The organism is Botrimarina hoheduenensis (genome assembly GCF_007859815.1).
GTDB lineage: Bacteria > Planctomycetota > Planctomycetia > Pirellulales > Lacipirellulaceae > Botrimarina > Botrimarina hoheduenensis.
In genome coordinates this window covers 268,476-293,862 of record NZ_SJPH01000004.1, presented here as the reverse complement: position 1 = coordinate 293,862, position 25,387 = coordinate 268,476, and the positions used below count along the sequence as shown (strand labels likewise).

18 protein-coding genes are annotated in these 25,387 nt (G+C 65.3%); 5 read left to right on the top strand and 13 right to left on the bottom strand.

Annotated elements, in window-relative coordinates; all coding sequences use genetic code 11:
- Positions 1-47 precede the first annotated feature (47 nt).
- From Pla111_RS11235 to Pla111_RS11185, 11 genes are all read right to left on the bottom strand, one after another.
- On the bottom strand, positions 48-746 hold the full coding sequence (locus Pla111_RS11235; protein WP_146574392.1) for a response regulator: 699 nt from the start codon (positions 744-746) through the stop codon (positions 48-50).
- Between the two features lie 56 nt (positions 747-802).
- On the bottom strand, positions 803-1,531 hold the full coding sequence (gene phoU / locus Pla111_RS11230) for a phosphate signaling complex protein PhoU (protein ID WP_146574390.1): 729 nt from the start codon (positions 1,529-1,531) through the stop codon (positions 803-805).
- A 124-nt stretch (positions 1,532-1,655) separates the two neighbouring features.
- On the bottom strand, positions 1,656-2,525 hold the full coding sequence (gene pstB, locus Pla111_RS11225; RefSeq protein ID WP_146574388.1) for a phosphate ABC transporter ATP-binding protein PstB: 870 nt from the start codon (positions 2,523-2,525) through the stop codon (positions 1,656-1,658).
- An 80-nt stretch (positions 2,526-2,605) separates the two neighbouring features.
- Complete coding sequence (gene pstA, locus Pla111_RS11220) at positions 2,606-3,487, bottom strand: phosphate ABC transporter permease PstA (protein ID WP_146574386.1); 882 nt, start codon at positions 3,485-3,487, stop codon at positions 2,606-2,608.
- Positions 3,484-4,434 carry a phosphate ABC transporter permease subunit PstC gene (pstC, locus tag Pla111_RS11215; RefSeq protein ID WP_146574385.1) on the bottom strand — a complete coding sequence of 317 codons (951 nt, stop codon included), beginning with the start codon at positions 4,432-4,434 and terminating at the stop codon, positions 3,484-3,486. The genes pstA and pstC overlap by 4 nt, the downstream gene beginning before the upstream one ends.
- Positions 4,431-5,369: a PstS family phosphate ABC transporter substrate-binding protein gene (locus tag Pla111_RS11210; RefSeq protein WP_197524966.1), complete on the bottom strand. Its 939-nt coding sequence runs from the start codon at positions 5,367-5,369 to the stop codon at positions 4,431-4,433. The genes pstC and Pla111_RS11210 overlap by 4 nt, the downstream gene beginning before the upstream one ends.
- Positions 5,370-5,722: 353 nt before the next feature.
- Complete coding sequence (locus Pla111_RS11205; RefSeq protein WP_146574382.1) at positions 5,723-6,655, bottom strand: DNA-formamidopyrimidine glycosylase family protein; 933 nt, start codon at positions 6,653-6,655, stop codon at positions 5,723-5,725.
- 89 nt (positions 6,656-6,744) lie between these two features.
- A complete protein-coding gene (locus Pla111_RS11200) occupies positions 6,745-11,604 on the bottom strand; it encodes an Lhr family helicase (RefSeq protein WP_197524965.1) in 4,860 nt (1,619 codons plus the stop codon).
- A gap of 60 nt (positions 11,605-11,664) precedes the next feature.
- Positions 11,665-11,949, bottom strand: a complete 285-nt coding sequence (locus Pla111_RS11195; RefSeq protein WP_146574380.1) for a DUF3253 domain-containing protein — start codon at positions 11,947-11,949, stop codon at positions 11,665-11,667.
- Positions 11,946-12,782 (bottom strand): Fpg/Nei family DNA glycosylase, encoded by an 837-nt coding sequence (locus Pla111_RS11190; protein ID WP_146574378.1) that lies wholly within the window; start codon positions 12,780-12,782, stop codon positions 11,946-11,948. Before Pla111_RS11190 ends, Pla111_RS11195 begins: the two co-directional genes overlap by 4 nt.
- Positions 12,783-12,821: 39 nt before the next feature.
- The gene (locus tag Pla111_RS11185) at positions 12,822-13,265 is read right to left on the bottom strand and encodes a putative quinol monooxygenase (protein ID WP_146574377.1); all 444 of its coding nucleotides are present in this window, start codon (positions 13,263-13,265) and stop codon (positions 12,822-12,824) included.
- A 206-nt stretch (positions 13,266-13,471) separates the two neighbouring features.
- Between Pla111_RS11185 and Pla111_RS11180 the strand changes: the two genes are divergently transcribed.
- From Pla111_RS11180 to Pla111_RS11160, 5 genes are all read left to right on the top strand, one after another.
- On the top strand, positions 13,472-14,104 hold the full coding sequence (locus Pla111_RS11180) for a sigma-70 family RNA polymerase sigma factor (protein WP_197524964.1): 633 nt from the start codon (positions 13,472-13,474) through the stop codon (positions 14,102-14,104).
- A complete protein-coding gene (locus Pla111_RS11175) occupies positions 14,101-16,980 on the top strand; it encodes a protein kinase domain-containing protein (RefSeq protein WP_146574373.1) in 2,880 nt (959 codons plus the stop codon). The genes Pla111_RS11180 and Pla111_RS11175 overlap by 4 nt, the downstream gene beginning before the upstream one ends.
- A 31-nt stretch (positions 16,981-17,011) precedes the next feature.
- A complete protein-coding gene (locus tag Pla111_RS11170; protein ID WP_146574371.1) occupies positions 17,012-18,613 on the top strand; it encodes a hypothetical protein in 1,602 nt (533 codons plus the stop codon).
- A 73-nt stretch (positions 18,614-18,686) separates the two neighbouring features.
- Positions 18,687-21,626, top strand: a complete 2,940-nt coding sequence (locus Pla111_RS11165) for a PSD1 and planctomycete cytochrome C domain-containing protein (RefSeq protein ID WP_146574369.1) — start codon at positions 18,687-18,689, stop codon at positions 21,624-21,626.
- Between the two features lie 5 nt (positions 21,627-21,631).
- Positions 21,632-23,119, top strand: coding sequence for a DUF1501 domain-containing protein (locus Pla111_RS11160; RefSeq protein ID WP_146574367.1), 1,488 nt, complete (start codon positions 21,632-21,634; stop codon positions 23,117-23,119).
- A 98-nt stretch (positions 23,120-23,217) separates the two neighbouring features.
- On the opposite strand, the gene Pla111_RS11155 is transcribed toward Pla111_RS11160, so the two are convergent.
- Positions 23,218-23,682 (bottom strand): DUF1569 domain-containing protein, encoded by a 465-nt coding sequence (locus Pla111_RS11155; RefSeq protein WP_146574365.1) that lies wholly within the window; start codon positions 23,680-23,682, stop codon positions 23,218-23,220.
- A 260-nt stretch (positions 23,683-23,942) separates the two neighbouring features.
- A complete protein-coding gene (locus Pla111_RS11150; protein ID WP_146574362.1) occupies positions 23,943-25,352 on the bottom strand; it encodes an HD domain-containing protein in 1,410 nt (469 codons plus the stop codon).
- Between the last annotated feature and the right edge of the window lie 35 nt (positions 25,353-25,387).

Genomic DNA, 25,387 nt, shown 5'->3' with positions numbered 1-25,387 from the left:
ATTCAACGAAAAACCAGCGATTCGTGGCGGTTTTGTGCAGTTTTGCGTTAAGAAGCCCCTACCGGATCGCGGAAGCGATACCCCACTCCGCGGACGGTTTCGATCAGGTCGGCATGGGCGTCGAGCTTTTTGCGCAACGCCCGCACGTGGACGTCGATCGTGCGTTCCAGCACCAGCGAGTCGCCGCCCAGCGCGGCGTCGATCAGCTCGCTGCGGCTGAAGACCCGTCCGGGTTGCCGGATCAGGGTTTCCAGCAGGCCGAACTCACTCGGCGTGAGGTCCAGCAGCCGTTGGTCGAGCGTCACGCGGTGTCGCTCGCGATCGACCATAATGCCTTGGCTAACCAGTACGTCTCCCTTGGTAGCGGCACCGCGGCGGCGGCGGAGCAGCGCGCGCACGCGTTCTTGCAGCACCTTCACACTGAACGGCTTGGCGACATAGTCGTCGGCACCCACGCTGAAACCGGCCACCTGATCGGTCTCTTCGGACTTGGCCGTGAGCATCAGCACCAGCATCTCGCGCGTTGCCGGATCGGCCCGCAGGCGGCGACAGATCTCTAGACCATCCATGATGGGCAGCATGAGGTCCAGCACCACCAAGTCGGGGGTGCGGAGCTTGGCCTGCAACAGACCGTCCTGGCCGGTGGACGAGACATGCGTCTCGTAACCGTCCTGCCGCAGGTTGTAGTCGAGCACTTCCGCCAGTGAGCGGTCGTCTTCTACGATCAGGATCTTCGGCTTGGCCATCGGTCGGAGCGCATGAGGAGCGGGGCCGGTGGAGATCTGCTGGGCAAGGCCAGGGCTTAGATCAATTCCGCGTCGCCCGGCGGATTGCGGGACGCACTGGACGGGGTCGGCCGAGGGGGCATGAGATACGAGTCGGGCCGATGGCGGGCGATCTCACCCTCGACCAGGTAGATCACGTCCTCGGCGATGTTGGTGGCATGGTCGGCGATCCGTTCGATGTGACGCGACGCTGAGAACAGGTGCAGCGCCGGCTCGATCGAAGCCGGATCGGCCTCCACCCAGCGATACACTTCGCTGATGACGTGGCGATTGTAAGCGTCCACCTGATCGTCACGCCGCCGCACCTGATGCGCGCGCGCGACGTCTGACTCGACGAAGGCATCGAGCACATCACGCACCATCTCAATGGCCGAGTCCGACATCTTCTCGAGCATGTCGGGCAGCTGCAGATAGGGCCACGCCACGAGGGCGTCGTTCCGCTCGCCGATGTTGACCGCCAGGTCGGCGATCCGCTCCAGGTCTCCATTGACTTTCAACACCGTGGTCACGCGGCGTAGGTCCACGGCCACGGGCTGGTGCAAGGCGAGTATCTTGAGGCACTCTTCCTCGATGCGCACCTCGCGGTGGTTGATCTGCGGCTCGCGCTGCAGCAACTCTTCCGAGACGCCCACGCGACGCTCGCACAAACCTCGGCAAGCCAAGCGGATCATCTCTTCGACGACCGCCGATTGGGCCAGCAGGTCTTGTTCAAGCGATTCTAGGTCGCGTTCTAAGTGCTTGCTCATAACGGATCGCGAGGCGGTGAAGAGGTGGTCTGGAAGGGGGGGGAGGAGGAGCATCTCACGAGGGCTATCGTGGGCAGGCGTGTCGTATCGCTCAGCACGTCTCACCATCGGCACCCAGTGGAACCTACCCAAACCTTCCGGTGATGTAATCCTCTGTCTGTTTCTTCGCGGGGTTGGTGAAGATCTCGTTGGTGGCACCGGCTTCGACCAGCACGCCCTGGAAGAAAAAGGCGGTTTGATCCGAGACGCGGGCCGCTTGCTGCATGTTGTGCGTGACGATGACGATCGTGTACTTGTCCTTAAGCTCGAAGATGAGGTCTTCGATGCGGGCCGTGCTGGCGGGGTCCAGGGCGCTGGCGGGCTCGTCCATGAGGAGCACCTCGGGGTCGGTCGCCAGCGCGCGCGCAATACACAGCCGCTGCTGCTGCCCGCCGGACAGCGCGAGAGCCGAATCTTCGAGACGGTCTTTGACCTCATCCCACAGAGCGGCATGTTGCAGGCAGCGCTCAGCGATCTCGTACAGCCGTGCCTTGTTGCGCTCGCCCGCCACGCGGGGCCCGTAGGCGATGTTTTCGAAGATCGATTTCGGGAAGGGATTCGACTTCTGGAACACCATACCGACCCGTTTGCGTAACTCGACCACGTCGACACGTGGTCCGCGCAGGCTCTCGCCGTCGAGCAGGATCTCGCCCTCGACACGGGCATCGTCGATCATGTCGTTCATGCGATTCAGACACCGCAAGAACGTGCTCTTGCCGCAGCCCGAGGGGCCGATGAACGCGGTCACGCACCGTTCGGGGATTGCCAGCTTGATGTCGTGCAGCGCCTGGTTGGCACCATAGAAAAAGTTGAGATCGCTCACGGCGATCTTGGCGGCGGCACCGGCCAGCTCGTCGGCCGAGCGCGCCGGGCGTGCCGAGTCGAACGCCGGCGGGCGGATCGAGCGCAACGGACCGGCCGTCTCGGTGCGGCTGGCCGCGGTGGTTTCCGTCATGCGAGTCTGCCTGGGGTCGGTTGTCGCGACACGCCGCGGGGGGGTGTCTGCTAGGGAGATCGACCGTTCCGCTCCGTGGGTCACCATTTGATCCTTCGTCCGTACTTGAGCCGGACGTAAACCGCTCCGGCGTTCAGCATGACCAGTACCACCAGCAGCACAAGGATGGCCGCCGACGCCAGGCCGTGAAACTCTTCCTGCGGGCGCGAGGCCCAGTCGAAAATCTGCAGCGGCAGGGCGGAAAACTCGTCGTGAACCGAATAGGGCACGAAAGCCACATAGGTCGCGGCTCCGACGGCCACCAGCGGGGCCGCCTCGCCCAGAGCCCGGGCGATCGCCAGGATCACGCCGGTCATCACGCCCGGCAGGGCCGCCGGCAGCACCTGCCGCCACACCGTTTGCCAGCGCGTGGCACCCAACGCATACGACGCCTGACGGATCGAGGGGGGGACGGCCCGCAGGGCCTCTTGAGCCGCGAGGATTACAATTGGCAGCACCACCAGGGCCAGCGTCAACGCCCCCGCCAGCACACTGCGGCCCAGTCCCAGCGTCCGCACAAACAGGCCCAGCCCCAAGATGCCGTACACGATCGAGGGCACACCGGCCAAGTTGGCGATGTTAAGTTGCACCAACCGCTTCCACCACGAGTTGGCCGCGTACTCTTCGAGGTAAATCGCGGCCCCCACACCAATCGGCACGCAGATGAGCGTGGTGATGCTGATCAGCCACAGGCTGCCCATCAGCGATCCCAAGATGCCGGCCAGCTCGGGCTTGCGCGAAGAAAAGCTTGTCAGCAGCGTTGTGCTCAGCCACGGGGCACCCTCGGCGACGACCGTCGCCAGCAGCCCCACCAGCGCCGTCACGCACAGCACCGTCGCGGTGCCGCACAGCAGGCCGAACAGCGTCGACCCCGGGTACCGACGGCCCGTCTCCAGCGATCGTTTGCGCGGCGTGTCGCTCATTCGTACTGCTCCCGCATTCGTTTGAGCACCCACTGGGCGATGATGTTGAGCGACATCGTGATGCAGAACAGGGTTAATCCAACGGCAAAGATCGTGCGATACTCGATCGATCCGGTGGGCGTATCCCCTTTGCTGACCTGCACGATATAAGCGGTCATGGTTTGCACGCTCTCGAGCGGGTTGAGCGTCAGGTTGGGCGTTGCTCCGGCAGCCAGGGTGACAGCCATCGTCTCGCCGATCGCCCGCGAGATCGCCAGCAGCACCGCCGCCACAATGCCGGAGAGTGCCGCCGGCACCACGACGCGCGTCGTCACATCCAGCTTGGTCGCGCCCAAGGCGTACGCCGCGCTGCGCAGGTCGCGCGGCACGCTCCGCAGCACGTCTTCACTGAGCGAAACAATCATCGGCAGGATCATGAAGCCCACGACGATACTTGCGCTGAGCGCGTTGAAGATACTCTCCGAGCCAAACAACCGCTGCACGATCGGCGAGACGGTCGTCACCGCCACCACGCCGTACACCACGCTCGGGATGCCGGCCAGCACTTCGAGCACCGGCTTGATGATCTCGCGCACTACCGGGGGCGCGTATTCGCTCAGATAGATCGCGGTCCCCAATCCGATGGGGCCAGCGATCAGGATGGCACCGCCCGTCACCAGCATCGTGCCGCACACCAGCGGCAACACGCCAAAGTGCGGCGGGCTGAAGAGCGGTGTCCACTGGGCACCGGTAAGAAACTCAAACACCGAGACTTCGCCAAAGAACTTTAGCGATTCGCTCAGCAGCACCGCCACGATGCCAATCGTGGTCAGCACCGAAACGATCGCGCACGTCCGCAGCAACCGCCGGATGATCCGTTCGCCCAGCCGGTTGCCCGCGCTGTGCGGCGTTGTGATGGAACGCTGCGGTCCCGTCGTGGGCACGCCTGTCGTGGGAAGCACGCTCATGATCGCGGCACCTCCGAGAGGCTTGAAGCCCCAACCTTCGGCGTGGGCTCGACCGTGGCGGTTAGCGCTCGGTTGAGCTTCTGTAGGTTCTTCTCGGCGATCTCGGTCGGCACGGGGACGTAGCCTACTTCCGTGGCCAACCCGCCGGCGTTCGCCAGATAGAACCGCACAAACTCTAGCCCCACCGATCGCTCCAGCACGGGCCGACCGACGTAAACCAGCAGCGGTCGCGAGAGCGGCGTGTAGGCGTTGCTGCGGATCGTTTCGAGCGAGGGGAGCACCGCCGCGGCGTCGTCTGTCGGTTTGACCCCCACCAGTCCCAGCCGCTCGGCGTTTTCTTCGTAGTAAGCGAAACCAAAGTACCCCAGCGCGTGGCGGTCTTTGCTGATGCCGGTCACCAGCACGTTGTCGTCTTCGCTGGCGGTAAAGTCGGGACGGCAGCTCCGCGGCTCGCCGACAATTTCTTCGGTAAAGTAGTCGAAGGTGCCCGAGTCGGTTCCCGGGCCGTAGAGGCGGATCTCATGATCGGGCCACGCCGGGTCCAGCTCGTTCCAGCGCCGCACCGGCCCGTCGGGCCGCCAGATGGCCGCCAGCTGGTCGACCGACAGCTCGGCGCACCAGTCGTTGTCCGGGTGGACAACGATCGCGATGCCGTCATAGGCAACCACCAGCTCCAGATAGTCGAGCCCCGCGGCGACACACCGCTTGGCTTCGTCGGGCTTGATTGGTCGCGAGGCGTCGCACAGGTCGATCTCGAGCGCCGAGAACTTCTTGAATCCGCCGCCGGTGCCCGATTGCCCGACCGTGACGTTTACGCGGGCACCGCTGCGGGTGAATTCCTCGGCGACCGCTTCGCTGAGCGGATAAACGGTGCTCGAGCCATCGATCTTGATGCTCGGTGCCGCCGGCCCGCAGCCGACGAGCCCAGCCAGCATGAAGCCACTGCTCAAGCCGAGCGTAAGCGCCCGGCGGAAGAGCCCTGCGCAAGAGCGTAAACTCTTGTGGTGTCGTGACATGCGCCGACAGAGGGGGGCAGAGGACCGCTGCTCGGCTGCTTGTCTATCTCCCGCAGACTGCCGAACGAAGGCCACTATACGGGGCGATTGTGAAGATCGTGTGAAGACCCGGCTAGGGGTCGTGGGTGATTATTGGGGTGCTGGTTTCTCAGCTAACGGCGGGCAAGACGCCCGGCATTGAGCGGGACCGCGCTTCAATCCTCCCCCCGCTGAACGAAGTGCAGGCAGAAGTTGGGCGCGGGCATTGCCGACCTAACATCTACCGCGCTCTGCTATTGGCCCGCTTGCGCTGACTGACTGCGGGGGGCCTCACTGCCGGGTGCCTGGCACCGCCGGCACCAGTACGTGGTGCGACCCGCGTCTCCCTGACGCCGCACTTCGATCGTCTGGCCGCACTCGAAGCAGGGCTGACCGCCGCGGCCGTACACCCAGTGCCGGCGTCCGTCGGCCGCCCACCGTGTGACGCGCGGGCCGCGGCCCCGGTTGCGCCACATCCACTGTCGCGTTAGTTGCAAGTAGTCCAGCAGCACCGTGTCGCTCAGCGCGCCGACGGGTGTCCACGGCCACAGCCGCGCCAGGAACAGCGTCTCGCTCTTGTAGACGTTGCCGATGCCCGCGGCGATCGTTTGGTTCATGACCGCCTCGCCGATCGGGGTGGCGTTGTGTACGCGCAGGCGGGGCAGGATCGAGCGCAGCTCGTCGGCGGGGCGCATCAGGTCCGGTCCCAGCCGCTGGAGATGCGTGTCGCGTTGCAACTGTCGGGCCGACATCAGCGCGAGCTGCTTCGGCAGAAACAGCACCGCGGCGTGCTCGGCGGTCCACAGCGCGAGCGACGCCTGGCGAGCCGGCTTGCGCCACGCCTCGTCGCGCGGGTAGGCGTGCCACGAGCCGGTCATGCCCAGGTGCGAATGGATCACCCGCTCGTCGTCCAGCGTGATGAGCAGGTGCTTTCCGCGCGGCGCGACCTCGGTTACGCGCCGACCGATGAGCGACGCGGCGTCGATCGTCAGGCCGGTACGATCGTTCCATGTGCCTGTGCGATCGCTCCAGGCAAACGTCGGCGGCGCTGAGGGGTTACTCGGAGAGGGGGCCGGCGTCTCGCCCGCCGCCTCCGCAGGGCTGCTGGACGCATCGAGAATCGTCTGCCCGCGCAGCACGGGGCCGAGCAGCGTCGCAACGCGATAGAGCGTGTCGCCTTCGGGCATGGGCGTACGAATTGGGGGTGGGGCGTAACGCGGCGGTTGCCGACGCGGCAAACCTATTTACGCACGTCACCGGCCGAGCGCCCAGCCGCTCAGCGTCGGCGGGGTGCCGGTCTTCCCGCCATGAAGTCGCTGCGGCACAGCAGTCCCTTGGTCGTGGCGGTGAAGCCGGCCTTGGCGAAGATGCCCGCCAGCGGCCCACCGGTTGCGCTGGTGCCGTCAACCTTCTCCAGCAGCACACTCCGCCGCGCGGCCCGCTCCGCCAGCGCTCGCGCAAGACGCTGTGCCTGCTGCGTGTGGAGCGGTTCGTCGGGCGAAAGAAACGTGGTGAGCGCCGTGCCGGTGCGGCTCAAGAAGCCCAGCGCCGCGCCGTCGGAAATGATCACCAGCGCACCGGCGGCACGCTGCGGGCGGCCCGTGTCGGTATCGCCCGGGCGTTCGGGCCAGGGCAGGGCGGCCCCAAAGGGGCTTGCCGGATCGGTCGCCGCGAGCACGTAGGTAGCGGGTTCCTGGTCCGCGTCGCGCGGCTTGGCACGCAACAGCTCGTCGGCTCCCGCTGCGGCAAACTGCGCAGCACCTTGCCCCTCGACAAAGTAGCCTCGCCGCAATTTGCCCGACTCTTCCATCGCCTTGAGCACCGGGTAGATGGCCGAGAAGCCCCCCTCGACCTGTTCGCGCGCGATCTGATCGCGGGTGAGTATGCCGTGTCGCTGCACGAGCTGCTGCGCGAGGGCCATCAGCCGCTCGGTTGGCGTGCGCGCCGTGAGCTCGTTCTGTGCGAGGAGTGACCATCGCCCTTCGGAACCGGGCAGCCGCGTTGCGCGGCGTGAACGGAAAGCGTGGCGACCGCGCCGGGTGGCGGCTCCGACGGTGCGTCGCGCCTCGCCGCCGGCGGTCGCCACGAGCGACCGCAGCGGAGCAAGCGTGTCGTTGGTCACTTCCCCTTGCCATACGAGTCGCCACAGCGCGGCGAGCACATCGTTGGCGAACGCGCGGGTCGAGCGGACCACTTCATCAAAGAAGAGCGCGCCACGCTCAGCGAACAGCGCACGCAGCTGGGCGACAAGCGGATCGGCTTCGTCGCTGCTGACGGCGAATCCACCCTCGCTTTGCGCGAGAGGCTCACGACCTTCCAGCGAACCGCTGCGCGCCCCCGATGCGAGCCGGGGGAGAAGATTGGTGCTGGTCATCCGCCCCAAATGCCCGAACGAGTCGGCCAGATAGAGCGCGATCCGCCCGTCGGTCGTGCCAAGGCTATCGATGCCTTGCCAGAGGATCTCGCCGGCGTGGAACAACTCGTCGAGCAGGCCAGGACGATAGTCCTGCACCCGTGTGGGCAGGATCTCGCTTTCGAGGGCGCTCATCGGCAGCGGTGCGCCTTGCAGCAGCTCGACCGCGTCGAGCACGCCGTCCAGCCCTCGCCGCGGTTGCGCAACGCCTTGCCACACCGGCAAGAAGCGGGCGTAGGCCTCGGCAGGGGCCGCCTCGACCGCGCTGCGGAGCCGCGCGAGCGAGCGCCGTTTGATGGTTCGCAGCACGCCGGCGTCGCACCACTCGCGGCCGCGTCGGCCCGGAAGGAACTCCCCTTCGACCACACGCCCCGCATCGCCAAGCCGCTGGAGCGCTGCCCGCACGGGCGCTTCGCCAAGGCCGAACCGTCGCGCGGCGTCGAGGGCCACGAAGGGCCCGTGCGTCCGCGCGTAGCGCGAGATCAGATCGCCCAGCGGATCGGCAACGGATTCAAGGAACGCGGTGGGCAGTCCCGCGGGGGGGTTCACTCCCAGCGCGTCGCGCAGTCGGGCGGCGTCTTCTGCCGCGGCGTAGCGTGTCTCGCCAGCCACGCGCACCGCGATCGCCCGGCGGCCGTCGCTCAGTTCGTGCAGCCAGCGGGCGACCTCTGCACGTGGGGCGGCAACCGGGTCGCAGCGGGCGGCCACCTCCTCTTCGGTCAGGTCACCGAGCGAGAGCAACAGATCGTGCACGCCGTCCGCGTCTTTTGTGTAGGGATCCGCGAGCTTCTGGAGCTCGAGTCCGAGCGTGTCGATCACCTCGCCGTCGAGCAATTCGCGCAGCTCGGCACCACCCAGCAGTTCGCGTAGTTGCGCGTGATCGAGCGTGAGCGCCTGCGCACGGCGCTCGGCCAGCGGGGCGTCGCCCTCGTAGATGAAGTTGCCGATGTAGTTGAACAGCAGCGAGGCCGCGAAGGGGGACGCCTGCTGCGCGACGACCGCCTCGACACGGATCGACCGCTGCTCAATGCCGCGGAGCACCGTCACGAGTCCCGGCAGGTCAAACACGTCGCGCAGGCATTCGCGATAGGTTTCCAGCAGAATCGGAAAGCTGGGGTACCGTGCGGCCACGGCCAGCAGGTCGGCGGCTTTGCGGCGTTGCATCCACAGGGGCGATCGGCGACCCGGTTGGCGCTTGGGCAGCAGCAACGCACGGGCGGCGTTCTCGCGGAACCGCGCCGCGAACATCGCCGTCGAACCGAGCTGCGAGGTGACGCGCTCTTCGACCTCGTCCGAGCGGGGCACGAACAGTTCGACCGCTGGCGGGGCGGGCGACTCGGGCAAACGGAAGACGATGCCGTCGTCAGTCCAGCTGTAATCGACCTCGCCGAGTTCCTCCTCACGCAGCCGCGACGCAACGGCCAGGGCCCATGGCGCGTGGACACGCGAGCCCAGCGGCGAGAGCACACACACGCGCCAGTCGCCGATCTCGTCGAGAAACGACTCGACGATCACGGTGCGATCGCTGGGCGGCTCGCCGGTGGCTTCTGCTTGATCACGCAGGTAACGCAGCAGCGTGTCGGCGGCCTGATCGTCTAGGGCGTGACGCTGCGTAAGCCGCTCCGTGGCCTCGGCCTCGTCGCTGCGGGTTAGCTCGCGGGCCAGCTCGCCGATCGCCTTGCCGAATTCGAGCGGTCGGCCCGGACCGTCGCCGCGCCAGAAGGGCATCTTGCCCGGCTCGCCCGGTGCCGGGGCGACGAGGACTTTGTCTTTGGTGATTTCCAGCACGCGCCAGCTGCTGGCACCCAGTAGGAAGACATCGCCCGTGTGGGTTTCGAACACCATTTCTTCGTCGAGTTCGCCGACGCGACTGCCGCCGGCCCCCTCGGGGCCATCGCCCACCAGGAACACGCCGTACAGCCCGCGATCGGGGATTGTTCCACCGTTGAGCACCGCTAGCCGCTGCGTTCCTTTACGCGGCGAGACGACCCCCGAGAGCCGATCCCACGTCAGCCGGGGCCGTAATTCGGCGAATTCGTCGCTCGGATACCTGCCCGAGAGGAGGTCGAGCACCCCCTCGAACGAGCCGCGCGGCAGATCGGCGTACGGTGCCGCTCCGCGGAAAGTGGCGTACAGCTCATCAACACCGATCGGCCCCTCCGCGACGAGCGCCACAATCTGCTGCGCGAGCAGATCGAGCGGGTTGCGCGGATAATAGGTCTCTTCGACATGGCCGGTCAGCATCCGTCCGGTGGCACCGGCGCACGCCAGCAGATCGCCCCGGTACTTGGGAAAGATCACGCCGTTGGACAGCAGGTTCACGCCGCGTCCGCTGCGGCCGATGCGTTGCACGCCCGACGCGATCGACGGCGGGGCTTCGATCTGGATCACGAGATCGACGGCTCCCATGTCGATCCCGAGTTCGAGCGAACTCGTCGCGACAATCGCCGGCAGCACGCCCCGTTTGAGCCGATCTTCGATCGCTGCCCGTGTGTCTTTCGAGACGCTGCCGTGATGCGCTAGGCAGATCTCGACGGGCTCGGTTGGTCGTGCTTCGTGAGGCTCTTGGGCCGCCGCTTCTTCGGCGGCCAGTTCGTTGATCGCCGCCGCGAGCCGCTCGGCAAGGCGGCGGCTGTTGACGAAGATCATCGTCGAGCGGTGCTGACGGATCAGCTCCAGCAGCCGCGGATGCAAAGCGGGCCAGAGGCTTGGTGCCGAGGGCCCCTTCGCGGTGTTGCCGGCCTGTTGCGGGGCACCATTGAGCCCGGGCACGCCCGCGCCCGGTGGGGGGGCAAAAGGATTCTCCCTTGGCCGAGTAAATTCGTCCGCATCGGCGGCCAGGCGGGGCAACTTGTCGTCGGCTACGCCCAGGCTGCCACCGAGCGACGTGTGCGTCGGCGTCTGCTGCCGCGCAAGGTCCTCGACTGGCATCTCAACGCGGATCTGTAACCGTTTGGGCTCGCTCGCATCAACGATCCGGACGGGGCGCGGGCGGACCGGCTCGTCCGGGGCGGCGGACGCCTCGGCTCCGCCGAGCAGTCGGGCGATCTCGTCCAGCGGTCGCTGCGTCGCCGAGAGGCCGACGCGCTGCAGCGGCGTGTAAGGTTGTTCCGTCTGCGCGGCCCGCTGCCGCCGCAAGCGTTCGAGCCGTTCGAGCGTCAAGAATAAATGGACGCCCCGCTTGGTGGGGACCATCACATGGATCTCGTCGAGGATCACTGTCTCGACGCTTGTGAGAATGTCGCGCGCCTTACTCGTGAGCATCAGGTAGAGCGATTCGGGCGTGGTGATGAGCACCTCGGGCGGATGACGCACCATGCGCGTCCGCTCACGCGGGTCGGTGTCGCCCGTGCGGACGGCGACCTCCATTTCTTGACGCGGAAAGTTGAGCCTGCCGGCCGTGGCTCGCATGCCCGCCAGCGGTGCTCGTAGATTGCGATCGATATCAACGCCGAGCGCTTTGAGCGGCGAGATGTAGAGGACACGCACGCCCTCGTTCTTCTCCGCGGGTCGCGGAGCGAACATCAATCGATCGAGCGACGCAAGGAAAGCCGCCAGCGTTTTTCCCGAACCCGTGGGAGCCAGCAGCAACGTGCTCTCGCCCGAGGCAATCGCCGGCCACGCCATCTGTTGGGCACGCGTCGGCTCGGCAAACGCCTCGGCGAACCAGGTGCGGGTAGGCTCGTGGAACGAAGCGAGCGCATCGGCGGGGGCGAGGGTCACGGGCACGTTGCCACCTATTAGAGAGAGACCTGCCGAGGCCACCAAGGAGCGCAACCCCCGTTATGGCACGGGAAGCCGTAAACGGATCGGCCCGTGGACGTTAACCAGATCAACCGCAATCCCACGTTGGGTGGCCACAAGTCGGCCCTGGTCGATCAGCTGACAGGCTACCGTGCGGGTCAGGTCCATTAACGGGCGCCAGTCGTCGGGCTGCACTCGGCGGGCCGCTTCGGAGGGGCAAATCGTCTTTCCTACGCCGCGGTGTGCTAACAGCGCAAGCATCGCGACTTCTAGCTGCTCGGCAAGCTTGTCCGGATCGTTCCCCGGGGCCGTTGCAGCGCTCATGACTGACAGCTCTGGCAGGCAAACACCTTGCGTCCGGCGATCTGCCACTCGGCGATCGCTCCGCCGCAGCCGGGGCAGGCGGATTTTTTATAGATCCGCAGACGTTCGTCGCGCGTCATCCGCCCACGTGGTTTTCCTATGTCGGCCGGATCGCTGATGATGATTCGGTTGTGGCGCACCCCGATCCGCATGAGTTCCACCAATCGCTCCCAGATCGCATCGAACTCGCAGCGGAGCAGCTCCTTGCCGGGCCGATCGGGGTGGATGCCTTCTAGGTGCAGCACTTCGCACCGATATATGTTGCCCACCCCCGCGATGACCGATTGGTTCATCAGCAGCGCGCCGATGCCCGTGCGACTCTTGCTGATGCGGTTCCAGGCACGCTCGGGATCGGCGTCTTTGCGCAGCGGATCGGGGCCCAGGCGTTCCAGCAGCGCCGTGTGCTGCGCCTCGTCGATCAGCTCGCAACAGGTGGGCCCGTTCAGATCAAACGCCGCCCGGGGGCCAACCAGCCGTAACCGTACGGCGCCACGCGGCTCGGGCACCGACCGGGGTCCTGTCGGGCTACCTGACGGGGCCTCCAAGCGATGCAAACGGAACTTGCCGTACAGCCCGAGATGGACGTGCAAGATTGGCCCCCAAGTCCGCCGCGGTCCACGCCAGTGGTAGAGCAGATGCTTGCCTACGGCGTCGATCTTTTCGAGGGTGCGTCCCGAGAGCTCGCGGGCACCCTCTGCGAAGCGTCCCTGCGGACTCGTGGCGACCAACTTATCACCGACCAACGCAGAGCCGTGGTCCTTTGCAACCCGGTGAATCGTGTGGCCTTCAGGCATGCGGAAGTCTGGCTCTATTTGTCTCAAACCGCAGAGCGGCTATTCAATCGGCGTGTAATGGTTGATCACCGGATCGACCGTCAGCAAATCGCCCAGCGCGGCACCTAGCTTGGCGAGATAGGGTTGATTCAAGTGACGGTTGAGCGCCTCGACATGGGCCCACTTCTCGTACAGCAGGAATTGCGTTTCATCGAGCGGGTTTTGGCTCAACTCGTAGGCCCGGTTGCCGGTTTCCTTGACGGTTTCCAGCAGAGGTTCCTTCATCGCGGCGAGGAAGCCTTCCACGCAATCAGGCTTCACAAAGAACTGCACCGTCATCACGAAGGGTTCGTTAACGTCGGTGAGTTTAGACGCAGCGGTCTCGGCGATCGGATGCAGGGCCTCGGCGGTGGTGTGATCGGCGTCGCTAGCATGCGAGACGCTGATTAAGCCCACCGTAAGCAAAAGAAAGGCCAAAGGGGGAAGGGGCAAGAAGCGAAGCATGGGCAAACTCTCCAGAAGCAGATTGACGCGAAGCAAGGTAAAAACGGTCCCCGTCGGGGCCGCTATACTACCGCAGGTGGCGGCCGTAAAGCCATTGCTAGCAAGGTCTTGGCGATAAGTGATCCCTAGCCGATCGCCACGCAGAGCGAAAAATCCGTGTGACGACTATGCTGGAAATCGGCCTAGTCCCGCTGGAGATTGTCACGATGCTCAGCCCCTCTGAATCCCTCCCAACCCAACTGCTAGCCCGAGCCCGCGAGGGCTCCGAGGGGTCGTTGGGCCGATTGATGCAGCTCCACGCGGACTATTTGAAGCTCGTCGTCAGCGCGCAACTGGACGATCGGCTCCGAGCCCGGGTCAGCTCGTCCGATGTGGTGCAGGAAACCTTTTTCGAGGCGCATCGCGATTTTCCCGCTTTCCGCGGTGCCTCGCCCGAGGAGTTCTTGGGCTGGATCCGCCGGATCCTCATGAACAACTTGCTGCGGGCGATCGAGTTGCACGTCAAAGCCGCTAAGCGTGACATCCGCCGCGAGGTCTCGCTCGACCGCACGGGGGCGAAAGGAGATTGGTCTTCCGGCGGTCAAGCGCCCCAGTTGCCGCACGGTGGGGAAACCCCGTCGGCCTGCTTTGAGCGCCGCGAGAACGCGCGCACGCTGACCGAATTGCTCGACACCCTGCCGGACGACTACCGCGAGGTACTCCGTCTGCGGCATCAAGAAGGGCTCGACTTTCAAGAGATCGGCGACCGCATGGGACGCACCGCCGGTGCCGTCCGCATGCTCTGGCTGAGGGGCGTGCGCCGCCTGCGTACGCTGTATGCCGAACGAGGGGAAGAATGAGCGCTGCCGATCCTCATGCTTCGCCAGGCCTTGCCCTGGGTGCTAACGCGTCCAGCGGAGCGCTGCCCGCGCCGGATGAGTCGCGTGAACAGCGGCTCGTTGAGGTTTTGGACCACTATGTTGCGGCGCTCGAAGCGGGCCGCGCCCCGCACGCTGCCGAGGTGCTCGCCGAGCATCCTGACTTGGCAGCCGATCTTGTCGAGTGCCTGGAAGGGGTCGAGACGATTCATCGGGCAGTCCGGCTGGCGCGACCCGATGAGCAAGACAGCGACGCGACGATCGATTCGCCCTTAGCTCCGCCTTCAGCACCTGTGCCCCCGCACGAAGCAGAAGCCGCGTCTGACAGGCCCGTCGCCCCAGCGGGAGAGCCCAGCCAGATCGGAGACTACCTGGTTCGCGGCGAGATCGGTCGTGGCGGGATGGGCGTTGTCTACGAAGCGGAAGAGCGCTCGCTCAGGCGTCGCGTGGCGCTCAAGGTGCTGCCCTTTGCCGCGGTGCTCGATCAACGGCAGATCGCGCGCTTCCGCAACGAAGCCCAGGCGGCGGCCCAGTTGCATCATCCCCACATCGTGCCGGTGTTCGCGATCGGCCAGGATCGTGGGGTGCACTATTACGCCATGCAATACATCGAAGGGCAGTCGGTCGCCCAGGCGATCGATGAGCTTCGGCTGGACGCCCTGCGCGGTAGCGCTCAAGCCGATTCCCTGGCCGAAACCCTTTCGACCAGCCACGCTTTGGCGGCCGACAAAAGAGCGAGCCGTCCTACCAGCCTTTCACGCGGTGTCGCTCCCGCATCGGGGCACCCGTTGGGCAGCCCAACGGCGGTGGGGATTACCCTGGCCGGAGCTTCGCTGGGTCCGTCGCATCGTACCGATGACTTTTTTAAGGCAGTCGCCCGTTTGGGTGCCGACATCGCCGACGCCCTGCACCACGCCCACGAGTACGGGGTGGTACACCGCGATGTGAAGCCCTCGAACCTGCTGCTCGACGCCGCCGGTAAGGCGTGGATCACGGACTTTGGTTTGGCGCGCATCCAGTCGGACTTGGGAGTTACCGCCACGGGTGACCTGGTTGGCACGCTCCGCTACATGAGCCCCGAACAGGCGCGCGGACGGGCCGATCAGATCGATGGCCGAACCGATGTGTATGGCCTGGGCGCCACGCTGTACGAGCTGCTGACACTGCGTCACGCCCACCGGGGTGAGCATCGCCAAGCGGTTCTAGACCAGATCGAGCGCGTTGAACCGTTACGTCCGCGCTGGCTCAATTCGCATATTCCGGCCGATCTTGAGAGCATTGTTCTGCGGGCAATGGAAAAGGATCGCTCAACGCGGTACCCCAATGCCGAAGCGATGGCGGAAGACCTACGCCGCTTTCTCGCAGGGTTGCCGACGATCGCTCGTCCGGCGGGTCTCACCCGCCGAGTGAGCCGTTGGCTGACGCGCCGCCGGAAGATGGTAGCGGGGATCGCCGCAGCGTCGTTGGTTGTAGCGGTGGTCTCGCTTGCGGGGGCCCTCGGTGTTTGGCGTGCGCAGCAACGTACGGCTTTAGCATTGGAAGAGGCGCAGCGACAAGCCGACCGCGCCGAGACACGCTTCACCCAGGCCAGAGAAGTCGTTGATCGTTTCGGAGCGGCCCTCAGCGACCGTCTCGCGTTGCTGCCCGGTAGCGAGCCCCTGCGACGTGAGCTGCTGAGCGACACGCTCGGTTACTATCAAGCGTTTCTTGATCAGGCCGAGCACGAACCCGGTTTGCGAGAGTCGGTACTAGAGACCCGCATCAAAGCGGCGGCGGCGGCAGAGCGTCTCGGAAAAACCGATGAAGCGCTCAAGATTTATCAGCAAGCGATCAGCGAGCTGCGTGAGGCCAATCCTACCGATGCGGCACGTTCGTGGCTGGCGTTGGCGGCAGCCAACCGTGCGAACCTGCTCGCATCGCGTGGCGAGACCACTGCGGCACTTGTGGCGTTTGACGAAGCGATCACCGTCAGCCGAGCGCTGCTCGCAACCGGCGGCACGACCGTCGAACGAACCGACCAGCTGGCAGCCACGCTGATCGCGAAGGCATCGATGCTCGCCGGAGATGAGCCCGACCGTGCCCAAGAGTTGCTCCTTGAGGCGATTAACATGGTCTCCGATGCGGTTGCCAAGACGGGGGCCGACGCACGGATGACACGCCGTCTGGCGGTTACGCACAGCACGCTCAGCGAAGTGCTTCGATCCTCTGACCCCGCTGCGGCGCGGCGATCCGCCTCGCGCGCCGTGAATCTGCTCCGCGAGTTGGTCGCCCAACGTCCGGAGCTGGATCCTTATCGAGCGGACTTGGCAATGGCCTACAGCAACCGGGCCGCGCTGGCCGCGGATCGGGCCGACCTTCAAGCGGCCGCGGTTGCCTATGAATCGGCCGTCCATGAACTCGCGCGTCTCGTCGATCGTGCGCCGATGATTCCTCGGCACAGGAGTGAGTTGGCCGTTGCCGAGGCGAACCTAGCGCTCGTGCTCGCACGCCGCGGCGAGGAAAGTCGTTCGGACGGTTGGTTCGATCGGGCTGACGAGCATCTGAAAGGCCTCGCGGAAGACTTTCCGACCGACACACGCCACCTGCGACAGCGGTCCGCGTTGTGGAACAATCGGGGAGTTGCGCTGCGCGACCGAGGTCGGCTGGACGAAGCCGCGGACGCGTTTGGCCAATCAGTACGGATCGAGAAGCGGCGCTTGGCCTCGCTGCCGCAAGGCGCGCCGACACTCCTTGCGTTGCATTATGCCAACCACGCCCAGGTGCTCAGCCGTTTGGGTCGCTTGGACGAGGCGGCACGCGCTGAAACCCTGCGCCGTTCGGTGCTGACACAGTCCGCTACCGAAGTCGTACGCCAATAGTTCGGGCCCAGCACCGAAGAGACCTACTACCATGGCCAGTTCACGATCACCTCAGCGACGAAGCGTCACCCGGCTCGGGCTGGAACGCTGCGAAGCACGCGACTTGCTCTCCGCCAGCGCGCTGGCGATCGATCCGGGCGTGAGCGATTCCTGGGGCTCAACTTCCTTGGTTGATCGGGCCCTTGCCGACAGCGTTGATATCCTGGCCCCTGCGCAAGGAGCGGGAGGCGTTTCGATCACCGGTGGGCTTGTCGGTAACGATTTCTCTACCACGGGAGCCTTCTCGAACGCCTTTCAGGCCCTTGGGAACGGCTTGGACGCCCGCGACCACGACGCTGCCTTGCACGGCGAGATCAGCCTGTTCTTGTCGCCGGGCCTGGACCTCACGCTCACGGTCCGCCAAACGTCGCCGTACGAGGCGGCGGGGGTCGCTCCCGTGGCGTTGCCGCCGTCGGTGCGAGAACGTATCGAGCTGTCGTCACCAAGCATTGAGCACCTGATTGCCAATGCCATCGGAGATGCGTATCGCACGGAAGCCTCGACGGCGTTCCGGCCCTTTGCGGTTGCGAGCGAAGCGATGCGCGCGACGGACTACCGATCGTCTACGGGTGAGGATTCGCGCTTCCGGCTCGGTCTGATTGCCGAGCAACTCGAAGCACGAGGAGACGAGGTCTGGTCGCTAGTACTCAGCGGGACCGATCCCGCTGCTTATGACGACGGCATTGCGTGGTACGACACCGCGACGACCGACCCCCTTTTTGACCAAGGCACCTCGGGGTACGACACGAAGCAAGAGAGTGACAACGGTTTCGTCACGGGATCTGACGCTTCCGGATCGCAAGGCGTCAGCGTCGAGCAGGGGCGTTACCCGATCCAAGCCAAGTCATCGCCCGGCAATCCCTCCGACCTTGCCTCAGAGAAGGTGATCGCCGACGCAGCGGCGAAGTCTGCCGACCGATTGTTGTTGGTCGTGGACCAAAAGATTGCGGACGAAAGTTTCCGCGACGAAGCCGACGTGACGCAGCCGACGGCCGCTTGGCTGAGGCCCGCCAGCGGTTCCACAGCGGAGGAGATTCCCCGACTGATCCTCCTGTCCGCCAAGGCGGCGTCTGCCGACGAAGTCACCGACTTACCGTCAACGACAAGCGACGCTATCGACCCAACGGCTGCGGTAGAGGCTGTTCCCAGCAGTGACGTGCTGACCGAGGGTGCTGCGCTACAAGCGGGATTGATCGATCTGGGCGCTTTACTAGACGCCCCCGAGCCCGTCTCCCACGCCGCCTGGCAGCAAGAAGCGGTCGCTTCGCAGCGCCTGATGGCGATCGATCTGGCGTTCGCGCTGGAACCGTGGACACGGACCGTCTTGTTGACACCGCTCGACGGACGCGAAGCGTCTCCGGCTGGCGGGCGCGAGCTTCCTGCCGAGCTGCATAACGCCAGCGATCCGGTCGAGCCGGCTGGTACGGTCCCCCCCGCGGGGGCTCGGCTGGACGATCGCGAGGTAGAGGCTCAGGAAGACTCTCTGGGCTGGCTGAGTCGGGCCTCAGCGACAGTGGGGGGGCTCGCAACGGTTGCAGCGGCCCTGCCGGGCTCGCTGGCCCTTACACGGCGGCGCCCGCGCTCCAGAAAGTGACACGCCGGGCCGTAAGGGTCGCTTTTCGCCCGTGTTGGGTACTTCTCGACCCGGGAATGGTTAAGCTAGGAGGATGCCCTCCCGAGCACTCTTTTCTTCTCTATCGATCGCACGACAGCGCCTGCCTTTGGTGGTTTGCCTGTTGATCGCGCAGCCAGTGTGGGCGGTGGATTTCAATGCCAGCGTCCGGCCGATTTTTGTCAAGAGTTGTTTGGCTTGTCATGGCGGCGTGAGACAGCAGGGGAGCCTTTCGTTTATCACGCGCGAGCAAGCGCTCGCCACCACCGATTCGGGCGACCCCTCGATCCTGCCGGGCAACGCCGCTGAGTCGGTGCTGATGGAGCGCATCAAAGAACCCGACGACGATCTGCGGATGCCCCCCGCCGAGCACGGACCGCGGCTTACGCCGGAAGAAGTGGAGACGCTCCGCGCGTGGATCGATGCGGGCGCACCTTGGAGCGACCCGTGGTCGTTCCAGGTGCCCGTGGATCCGCTTGGTCCCGCTACTGCCGATAGCGATCGCCAGTTCATCGATCGAATGATCGATACCCAAGCGGCGTCTGCCGGTCTCACGCCCGGAGGGCCGGCACCCGCTGAGGAGTGGCTGCGGCGAGTGTCTTTTGATCTTGTTGGGCTTCCGCCCACCGCGGCCCACCGCGCGTCGATTACGGCGGGGCTGACGCCCCCGCTGCGTGAACAGATTGTCGACGAATTGCTCGCCTCGCCCCACTTCGGCGAACGCTGGGCAGCGGTGTGGCTCGATCTGGCGCGTTACGCCGACACGATTGGCTACGAGCGTGACCCCCATCGCGACGCCTGGCCTTATCGCGACGCGGTGATCCGCGCCTTCAACCGCGATCAGCCGCTCGACGAGTTCCTCGTTCGGCAACTCGCCGGCGATCGGTTGCCCGAACCGACGATGGAAGACCTGCTCGCCACGACCTTCCATCGCAACGCCCCAACCAATATCGAAGGCGGGACCGATGATGAAGAGTTTCGCATCATCGCGGTCGTGGACCGCGTCGATACCACGGGCCAAGCTCTTTTAGGACTTACCGTGGGCTGCGCACGGTGCCACGACCATCCCTACGATCCGATCACCCAAGCGGATTACTATCGGCTGTTCGATTTGTTCAATTCCACGGCCGACGTCGATCTACGCGAGGAATGGCCCACCGTACAAGCGCCGCTCGATCCGAGCCGGTACGAAGAGGCGCAGCGGCTCGATCGCGAGCGTAGTGCCACACTCGAGCGGTTGTTTCAACGGATCAGCCCGCTCGCCAGTGAACTCCAGCAATGGCGCGGCGTGACCTTCGACCATGCCGAATCTACCGGTGAAACCACGCTTGAGGTCCGCGCGGTGGACCCTATTGAATCTGCCGCGCTGGCGCTCCCACCGGCAGGTGGAAACGAGATCGTTGCGGTCGGCACATTGACCGATCGATCGATCTATGCTGCCACCGCTGCCGCGACTCCCCTGACCGTGACCGCGTTGCGTTTGGAGGCGCTGCCCCTTGATCCCGCGACGGCGGCGATCCTGCCGCAGATGGGATTCGTGCTCTCGAAGCTTGAGCTAACGATCGAGCGGAGCCCCGCGGCTGAGGGTGAGCCGCCTGTTGAAGAGCAGGTCTTCTTTGTCGCGGGTTTCGCTGACGAGGCGGATCCCTTCATCGCAGCCGACGAGTCGCTCGAAGATAATCCGGGTGGCTGGAGCGTTTATACCAAGCAGCGTCAGCCCCGGTGGGCGGTGTTCGTTCTCGATCGGGCGGTCACCCTCGCGGCGGGGGACCGTCTTCGCTTCCGTTTTAAGCACGACAAGGCGACCGACGGTCAGGACGCGTTGTTGATTCGTCGGCTCCGCGCCGCGTTCTCAAGCGACACGCGCTGGACCGAGTTGATCCGCGACGAGGCGTTCGCCGCGGATCGTCTCCAAGAGCACGAACTGCGTCAACAGCGCAAGGCCATCGCGAGCGTCTCGACCCCTATCATGGCCGAGTTGCCCGAAAGACTGCGTCGGCCGACGCGGCTCATGGAACGCGGCAATTGGCTTTCGCCCGGTGCGCCGCTGGAAGCCGATGTTCCCGCGGCGCTGCGGCACGACGACCAGCCGGTGCGGGATCGGTTAATGCTAGCCCGCTGGCTCACCTCGCCCGAGCAACCGCTCACTGCGCGCGTCTTCGTCAACCGCGTGTGGCGTGAGTTGATGGGAACGGGGATCGTAGCGACGGTGGATGATTTCGGCTCGACCGGCGAAACCCCCACCCATCCGCAAGTGCTCGATCACTTGGCGGTTCGTTTCTCCAGCACATGGAAATGGAGCCTCAAGCAGTTGCTCCGCGAGTTGACGCTGACCCGCGCCTACGGGCGCGATGCCCGTGCGACCCCTGCGACGCTCGCTCTTGATCCGTCCAACCGATGGCTCGCCCGCGGACCACGCACACGGCTCACGGCCGAGATGGTGCGTGACCAAGCGCTCGTTCTTTCGGGTCGCTTTAATCCGAAAGCGTTTGGTCCGCCGGTGATGCCCTACCAGCCCGAGGGCGTCTGGAACTCGGTACACAGCACCGCCCGCTGGCAAGCCGCGGACGATGAAGCACGCTTCCGTCGGGCGATCTACGTCTACTGGAAGCGGACGGCCGGATACCCAAGCCTCATGGCCTTCGACATGCCCAGCCGCGAGCAGTGTGCAGCGAAACGTGACCGGACCAACACGCCGCTGCAGGCGCTGGTGACGATGAACGATCCGGCCTACGTCGAATTGGCAGAAGGCTTCGCGACGCGGATGCTCGAGCACGACGCATCGCTAGAAGAGCGGGTCGCCTGGGGTTACACGCAGACCACAAGCACGGTGCCGACCACTGCCGCACTGCGTGAGCTGCTCAGCCTGCATAGCGCGGCGTTGGTAGCGGCCGACGCACGCGATCCCCGGCCTGAGAGTGATCCGCCGGAGCGGTTTGCGATGACAATCGTTGCGAGCACGCTGCTGAATCTGGACGCCGCCCTCACCAAGTGAAAATCATGAATCTCTGGCAGCATCAGCTCAGCGAATCACGCTCCCTCGCGACCCGGCGCCACTTCCTCAAGCAAGGGGTTGCGGGTCTGGGGGCTTGCTGGCTCGCGGCCGAGGGATTGTCGCTGCCGGCGGCCGCGTCGTCTGCTGGTGCGATCCAGGTCGACCCCACCAATCCTTGGGCCCCGCGGGCACCGCATTTTTCCCCGCGTGCGAAGCGCGTGATCTTCCTCCACATGGCCGGCGCGCCGAGCCAGTTTGAGCTGTTCGATTACAAGCCTGAGCTGGCGCGGCTCGACGGGCAACCGTGCCCCGCGTCGCTGATCGCGGGCGAGCGTTTCGCTTTCATCCGCGGCGTGCCCAAGCTGCTCGGACCCAATTACCCGTTCCATCAGGTGGGCGAAACCGGCCGCTGGATCAGCGATCGCTTGCCTCACCTTGAGCGGGTGATCGATCGGCTCTGTTTTGTCCACACCATGCAGACCGATCAGTTCAACCACGCCCCGGCGCAGCTGTTGGTGCATACCGGTTCGCCGCGTGGCGGAGGGGCTTCGTTCGGTTCGTGGACCACGTACGGCCTGGGGAGCGAGAACCAAAACCTGCCCGGGTTTATCGTGCTGCTCTCGGGCGGCAAGAACCCCAGTGTGGGCCAAGCCGGCTGGGGGAGCGGTTTCTTGCCGAGTGTCTACCAGGGCGTGCAGTGTCGCAGCGAGGGAGACCCGGTCCTGTTCCTCTCGAACCCCGACGGCATCGACGCCACGCTGCGCCGGCGCGTGGTCGAGGCCATCAATCGGGTGAACCAAGAAACCCACGCCGAAATGGGGGACCCTGAGACGGTGACGCGTATCGCCCAATACGAGATGGCCTGCCGCATGCAGCTCGAAGCCACCACCGCGATGAACCTTTCCGAAGAAACCGCCCAGACGCTCGCGTTGTACAACGCCGAGCCCGGGGCCGAGAGCTTTGCGAACAACTGCCTGTTGGCACGCCGACTTGTTGAGCGCGGCGTACGATTCGTGCAGCTCTTTGACTGGGGCTGGGACATGCACGGCACGAGCGACACGACCGACCTGGGCGGAGGATTTGCCAAGAAGACGCGTGAGATCGATCAGCCGATCGCGGCGCTGCTTGAGGATCTTGAACGCCGCGGCCTCCTTGATGAAACGCTCGTTGTCTGGGCGGGCGAGTTTGGCCGAACCCCCATGGCGGAGAATCGGGGGGGCAAGGCCAATCCCTTCCTGGGACGTGATCATCACGCCAAGGCGTTCACGCTCTGGATGGCCGGCGGCGGTGTGAAAGCGGGCTACTCGCACGGCGAGACCGATCCGGTGGGTTATGGGCCGATAACGGCTCCCGTGCAGGTGCGCGATCTGCACGCCACGCTGCTCCGCTTGCTGGGTTTTGATAACGAGCGTCTTGTTTTTCCCGCCCGCGGCCTTGATCAGCGGCTCACGGGCGTTGAGAAGGCGCACGTGGTTGAGGAACTCCTCGCTTGAGGGATCCCCACACCGTGCCCGAACTAGAGCAACTCCGCGGCCTGGGGCCGACATCGGCAGCGTGGCGACGCGCGGCAGGAATCGAATCCGTCGCTGCGTTAAGCCTGCGCTGAGCGCTGCGGCTCGAGAAACCGCAAGTGATGTTGCGCGTGGATGACCATCAGGTCTTTCCACTTAGCCAGCGTGATGCCGTCCATCAGCGGATAGGGGGGCAGGGGACCCGCAAAGTCGCGCGCCTCGGCCAGCGTTGCTAGGCACCGATCGATAACCGCCGGATCGTCGGTCGGCAGTTCGGGGGGCGTAAGCCGTGGGACAGTCGGCGCGCCGCTCATCATCGTGCGAGTCCGCAGCACGATCTTAAAGACCACGCCAAAGATCTTGCGCAGGATCCAGGGGAGCCGCGGCTCGTCGCCATCGATGCCGATCCGGATCGTCTCGCTCACGTGGGCGCAGATCTGTGCGAGGTTCCACTTGCCGCGGGCCGTATAGCCGTGGTCGCGCAAGCGGATGATCTCATCGCGCACGTCGTCCAGGGTGCGCAGGTCGAGCGGGCGTCGTTTCATCTTTAAGATTGCCTCAGCAAGAGATTCGCGGTGCCGCGCGGCCCGATTGCCGCGTCACGAAGTGGTGATTCTACCCCACCCCGCGCGCGATCCCGAGACGCGCTAGGCTTCTTGCGACGATGTGTCGCAGCAGGACGTGCGATCCCTAACGCGGTGGGTGAGATAGCTCACCAAAGCAAGCATGTGTCGTAACGGCTACCGCGTCTGAATCGGGGAGCGCGTGTTTTCTAGCCGTCTGCCAGCTGCCCGCTGCCCCCAACTCACATGTTCGTGAGATCATCTTCGCTGCGGCTGCCGCCGATCGCGTCGAGTGCCGCCCCGATCGCCGCCGCCTGGTCGGGGGAGTGATCCTTCCGCAGATACACGCGACACGCGCGGTGCGCAACCGGCAGCTGCGCGAACAGCTGATCGTCGGTGAGCGGATACACCTTGCCGGTGGAGGGCTTGAACTGAAAGTTCTGCCCGCTGGTGGCCGCCAACGCGTCGGGACGATAGATGTGCCGCGGCAGATCGATCTGCATCTCGATCTCCCGCAGGTTGGCGGGCAGTCGTCCGCGGAGTGCGCTCTCGAGCAACGCCGCATCGCTGAACAGGCTCGCTTGCTCTGATTCGCCTGCACGGTAGGTTAGGTTGCGGTCCTCGACCGCAATCCAATCGACCTGTCGGCCTAAGAGCAGATCCCAGCGTTCGCCCAGCACGCGTGTCCCCGGATCTTCCGAGGCCGACCAACGCGAGACGTCGATCAGCAGCGACCACTCAGTAAACTGCCGATAGGCGGCCAAGTGCTCTAGCGGGTTGCCCGGAAAGAGCCGCTCGCGGCTGTCGCGAAAAAGCCCTTCGAGTGTTTTATCGATCGCCCGCACCGTGCGATGAAAGTACACAGCGCGGAAGAGTTCGCTCTTGGTTTGCATGAACTTGATGAGCGCGCCAACCCCCTTTTGGTGGATCGTGAGCCCGCGCTCGCTGTAGAAGCTGTACCGCAGCAAGCGTTCGAGGTCGTAGGCCCGTTCGCTGTAGCCGGTCATGTACGCGTCGCGCAGCACAAAGTCGAGGTTGTCGACCGTGTACAGGCCGCAGAACAGACTGCGTAGCAACACGAGCCACCGGGGCCACGCCTCCGCGTCATCTTGTCGGGGGCGTTGGATGAGCATCGCGATGTGCTGCGGATCGATCGTTTCGCCATCGGCCATGCGTCCGGCGGGGCATTCGCGCACGCCGCGCAGTAGATCGCCCAGCTCTTCTTGCAGGATGTGGGCCCCGAGTGTCTCGTGCGTCAGACCGTAGTGGGGCTTCAGGTAGTGAGCGTCGAAGAAGTGCCCGAAGGGGCCGTGGCCGACGTCGTGCAGCAGGGCCGCCATGCGGCACAGGCAGTCCACGGCGTGGCGGCTGGGCAACTCTCCGCGACAGACCTCGTGCAGGCTTTCATAGAGTGTCGCCACCGCGCGACTGGCCATGTGCATGGCACCCACAACGTGCTGGAAGCGGGTGTGCTCGGCCGAGGGGTAAACCCACCAGGCGGTTTGCAGCTGGTGGATCTGCCGCAGCCGTTGCAGCCAGGGGTGGTCCAGCAGCGTGCGTTCGCTGGTTTCGCCGGCTGGCACACGTGAGACAAATGGCACGTAGCCGTGGACCGGGTCGTGGAGCAGGCTTTCGCGGGTAAAGTCCTTCATCGCGGGGCGCGGTGTCGTCCATGGAGCGGGGGGCT

What these genes read in the sequence shown, in the direction of transcription:
- pstB (WP_146574388.1), bottom strand. Translation starts at nt 2,525, where the DNA reads ATGACGGAAACCACCGCGGCCAGCCGCACCGAGACGGCCGGTCCGTTG.
- Pla111_RS11150 (WP_146574362.1), bottom strand. Translation starts at nt 25,352, where the DNA reads ATGAAGGACTTTACCCGCGAAAGCCTGCTCCACGACCCGGTCCACGGC.
- Pla111_RS11170 (WP_146574371.1), top strand. Translation starts at nt 17,012, where the DNA reads ATGGCCAGTTCACGATCACCTCAGCGACGAAGCGTCACCCGGCTCGGG.
- Pla111_RS11180 (WP_197524964.1), top strand. Translation starts at nt 13,472, where the DNA reads ATGCTCAGCCCCTCTGAATCCCTCCCAACCCAACTGCTAGCCCGAGCC.
- Pla111_RS11185 (WP_146574377.1), bottom strand. Translation starts at nt 13,265, where the DNA reads ATGCTTCGCTTCTTGCCCCTTCCCCCTTTGGCCTTTCTTTTGCTTACG.
- Pla111_RS11155 (WP_146574365.1), bottom strand. Translation starts at nt 23,682, where the DNA reads ATGAAACGACGCCCGCTCGACCTGCGCACCCTGGACGACGTGCGCGAT.
- Pla111_RS11190 (WP_146574378.1), bottom strand. Translation starts at nt 12,782, where the DNA reads ATGCCTGAAGGCCACACGATTCACCGGGTTGCAAAGGACCACGGCTCT.
- Pla111_RS11195 (WP_146574380.1), bottom strand. Translation starts at nt 11,949, where the DNA reads ATGAGCGCTGCAACGGCCCCGGGGAACGATCCGGACAAGCTTGCCGAG.
- Pla111_RS11205 (WP_146574382.1), bottom strand. Translation starts at nt 6,655, where the DNA reads ATGCCCGAAGGCGACACGCTCTATCGCGTTGCGACGCTGCTCGGCCCC.
- pstC (WP_146574385.1), bottom strand. Translation starts at nt 4,434, where the DNA reads ATGAGCGTGCTTCCCACGACAGGCGTGCCCACGACGGGACCGCAGCGT.
- pstA (WP_146574386.1), bottom strand. Translation starts at nt 3,487, where the DNA reads ATGAGCGACACGCCGCGCAAACGATCGCTGGAGACGGGCCGTCGGTAC.
- Pla111_RS11235 (WP_146574392.1), bottom strand. Translation starts at nt 746, where the DNA reads ATGGCCAAGCCGAAGATCCTGATCGTAGAAGACGACCGCTCACTGGCG.
- Pla111_RS11175 (WP_146574373.1), top strand. Translation starts at nt 14,101, where the DNA reads ATGAGCGCTGCCGATCCTCATGCTTCGCCAGGCCTTGCCCTGGGTGCT.
- Pla111_RS11165 (WP_146574369.1), top strand. Translation starts at nt 18,687, where the DNA reads ATGCCCTCCCGAGCACTCTTTTCTTCTCTATCGATCGCACGACAGCGC.
- Pla111_RS11160 (WP_146574367.1), top strand. Translation starts at nt 21,632, where the DNA reads ATGAATCTCTGGCAGCATCAGCTCAGCGAATCACGCTCCCTCGCGACC.
- Pla111_RS11210 (WP_197524966.1), bottom strand. Translation starts at nt 5,369, where the DNA reads ATGCTGGCTGGGCTCGTCGGCTGCGGGCCGGCGGCACCGAGCATCAAG.
- phoU (WP_146574390.1), bottom strand. Translation starts at nt 1,531, where the DNA reads ATGAGCAAGCACTTAGAACGCGACCTAGAATCGCTTGAACAAGACCTG.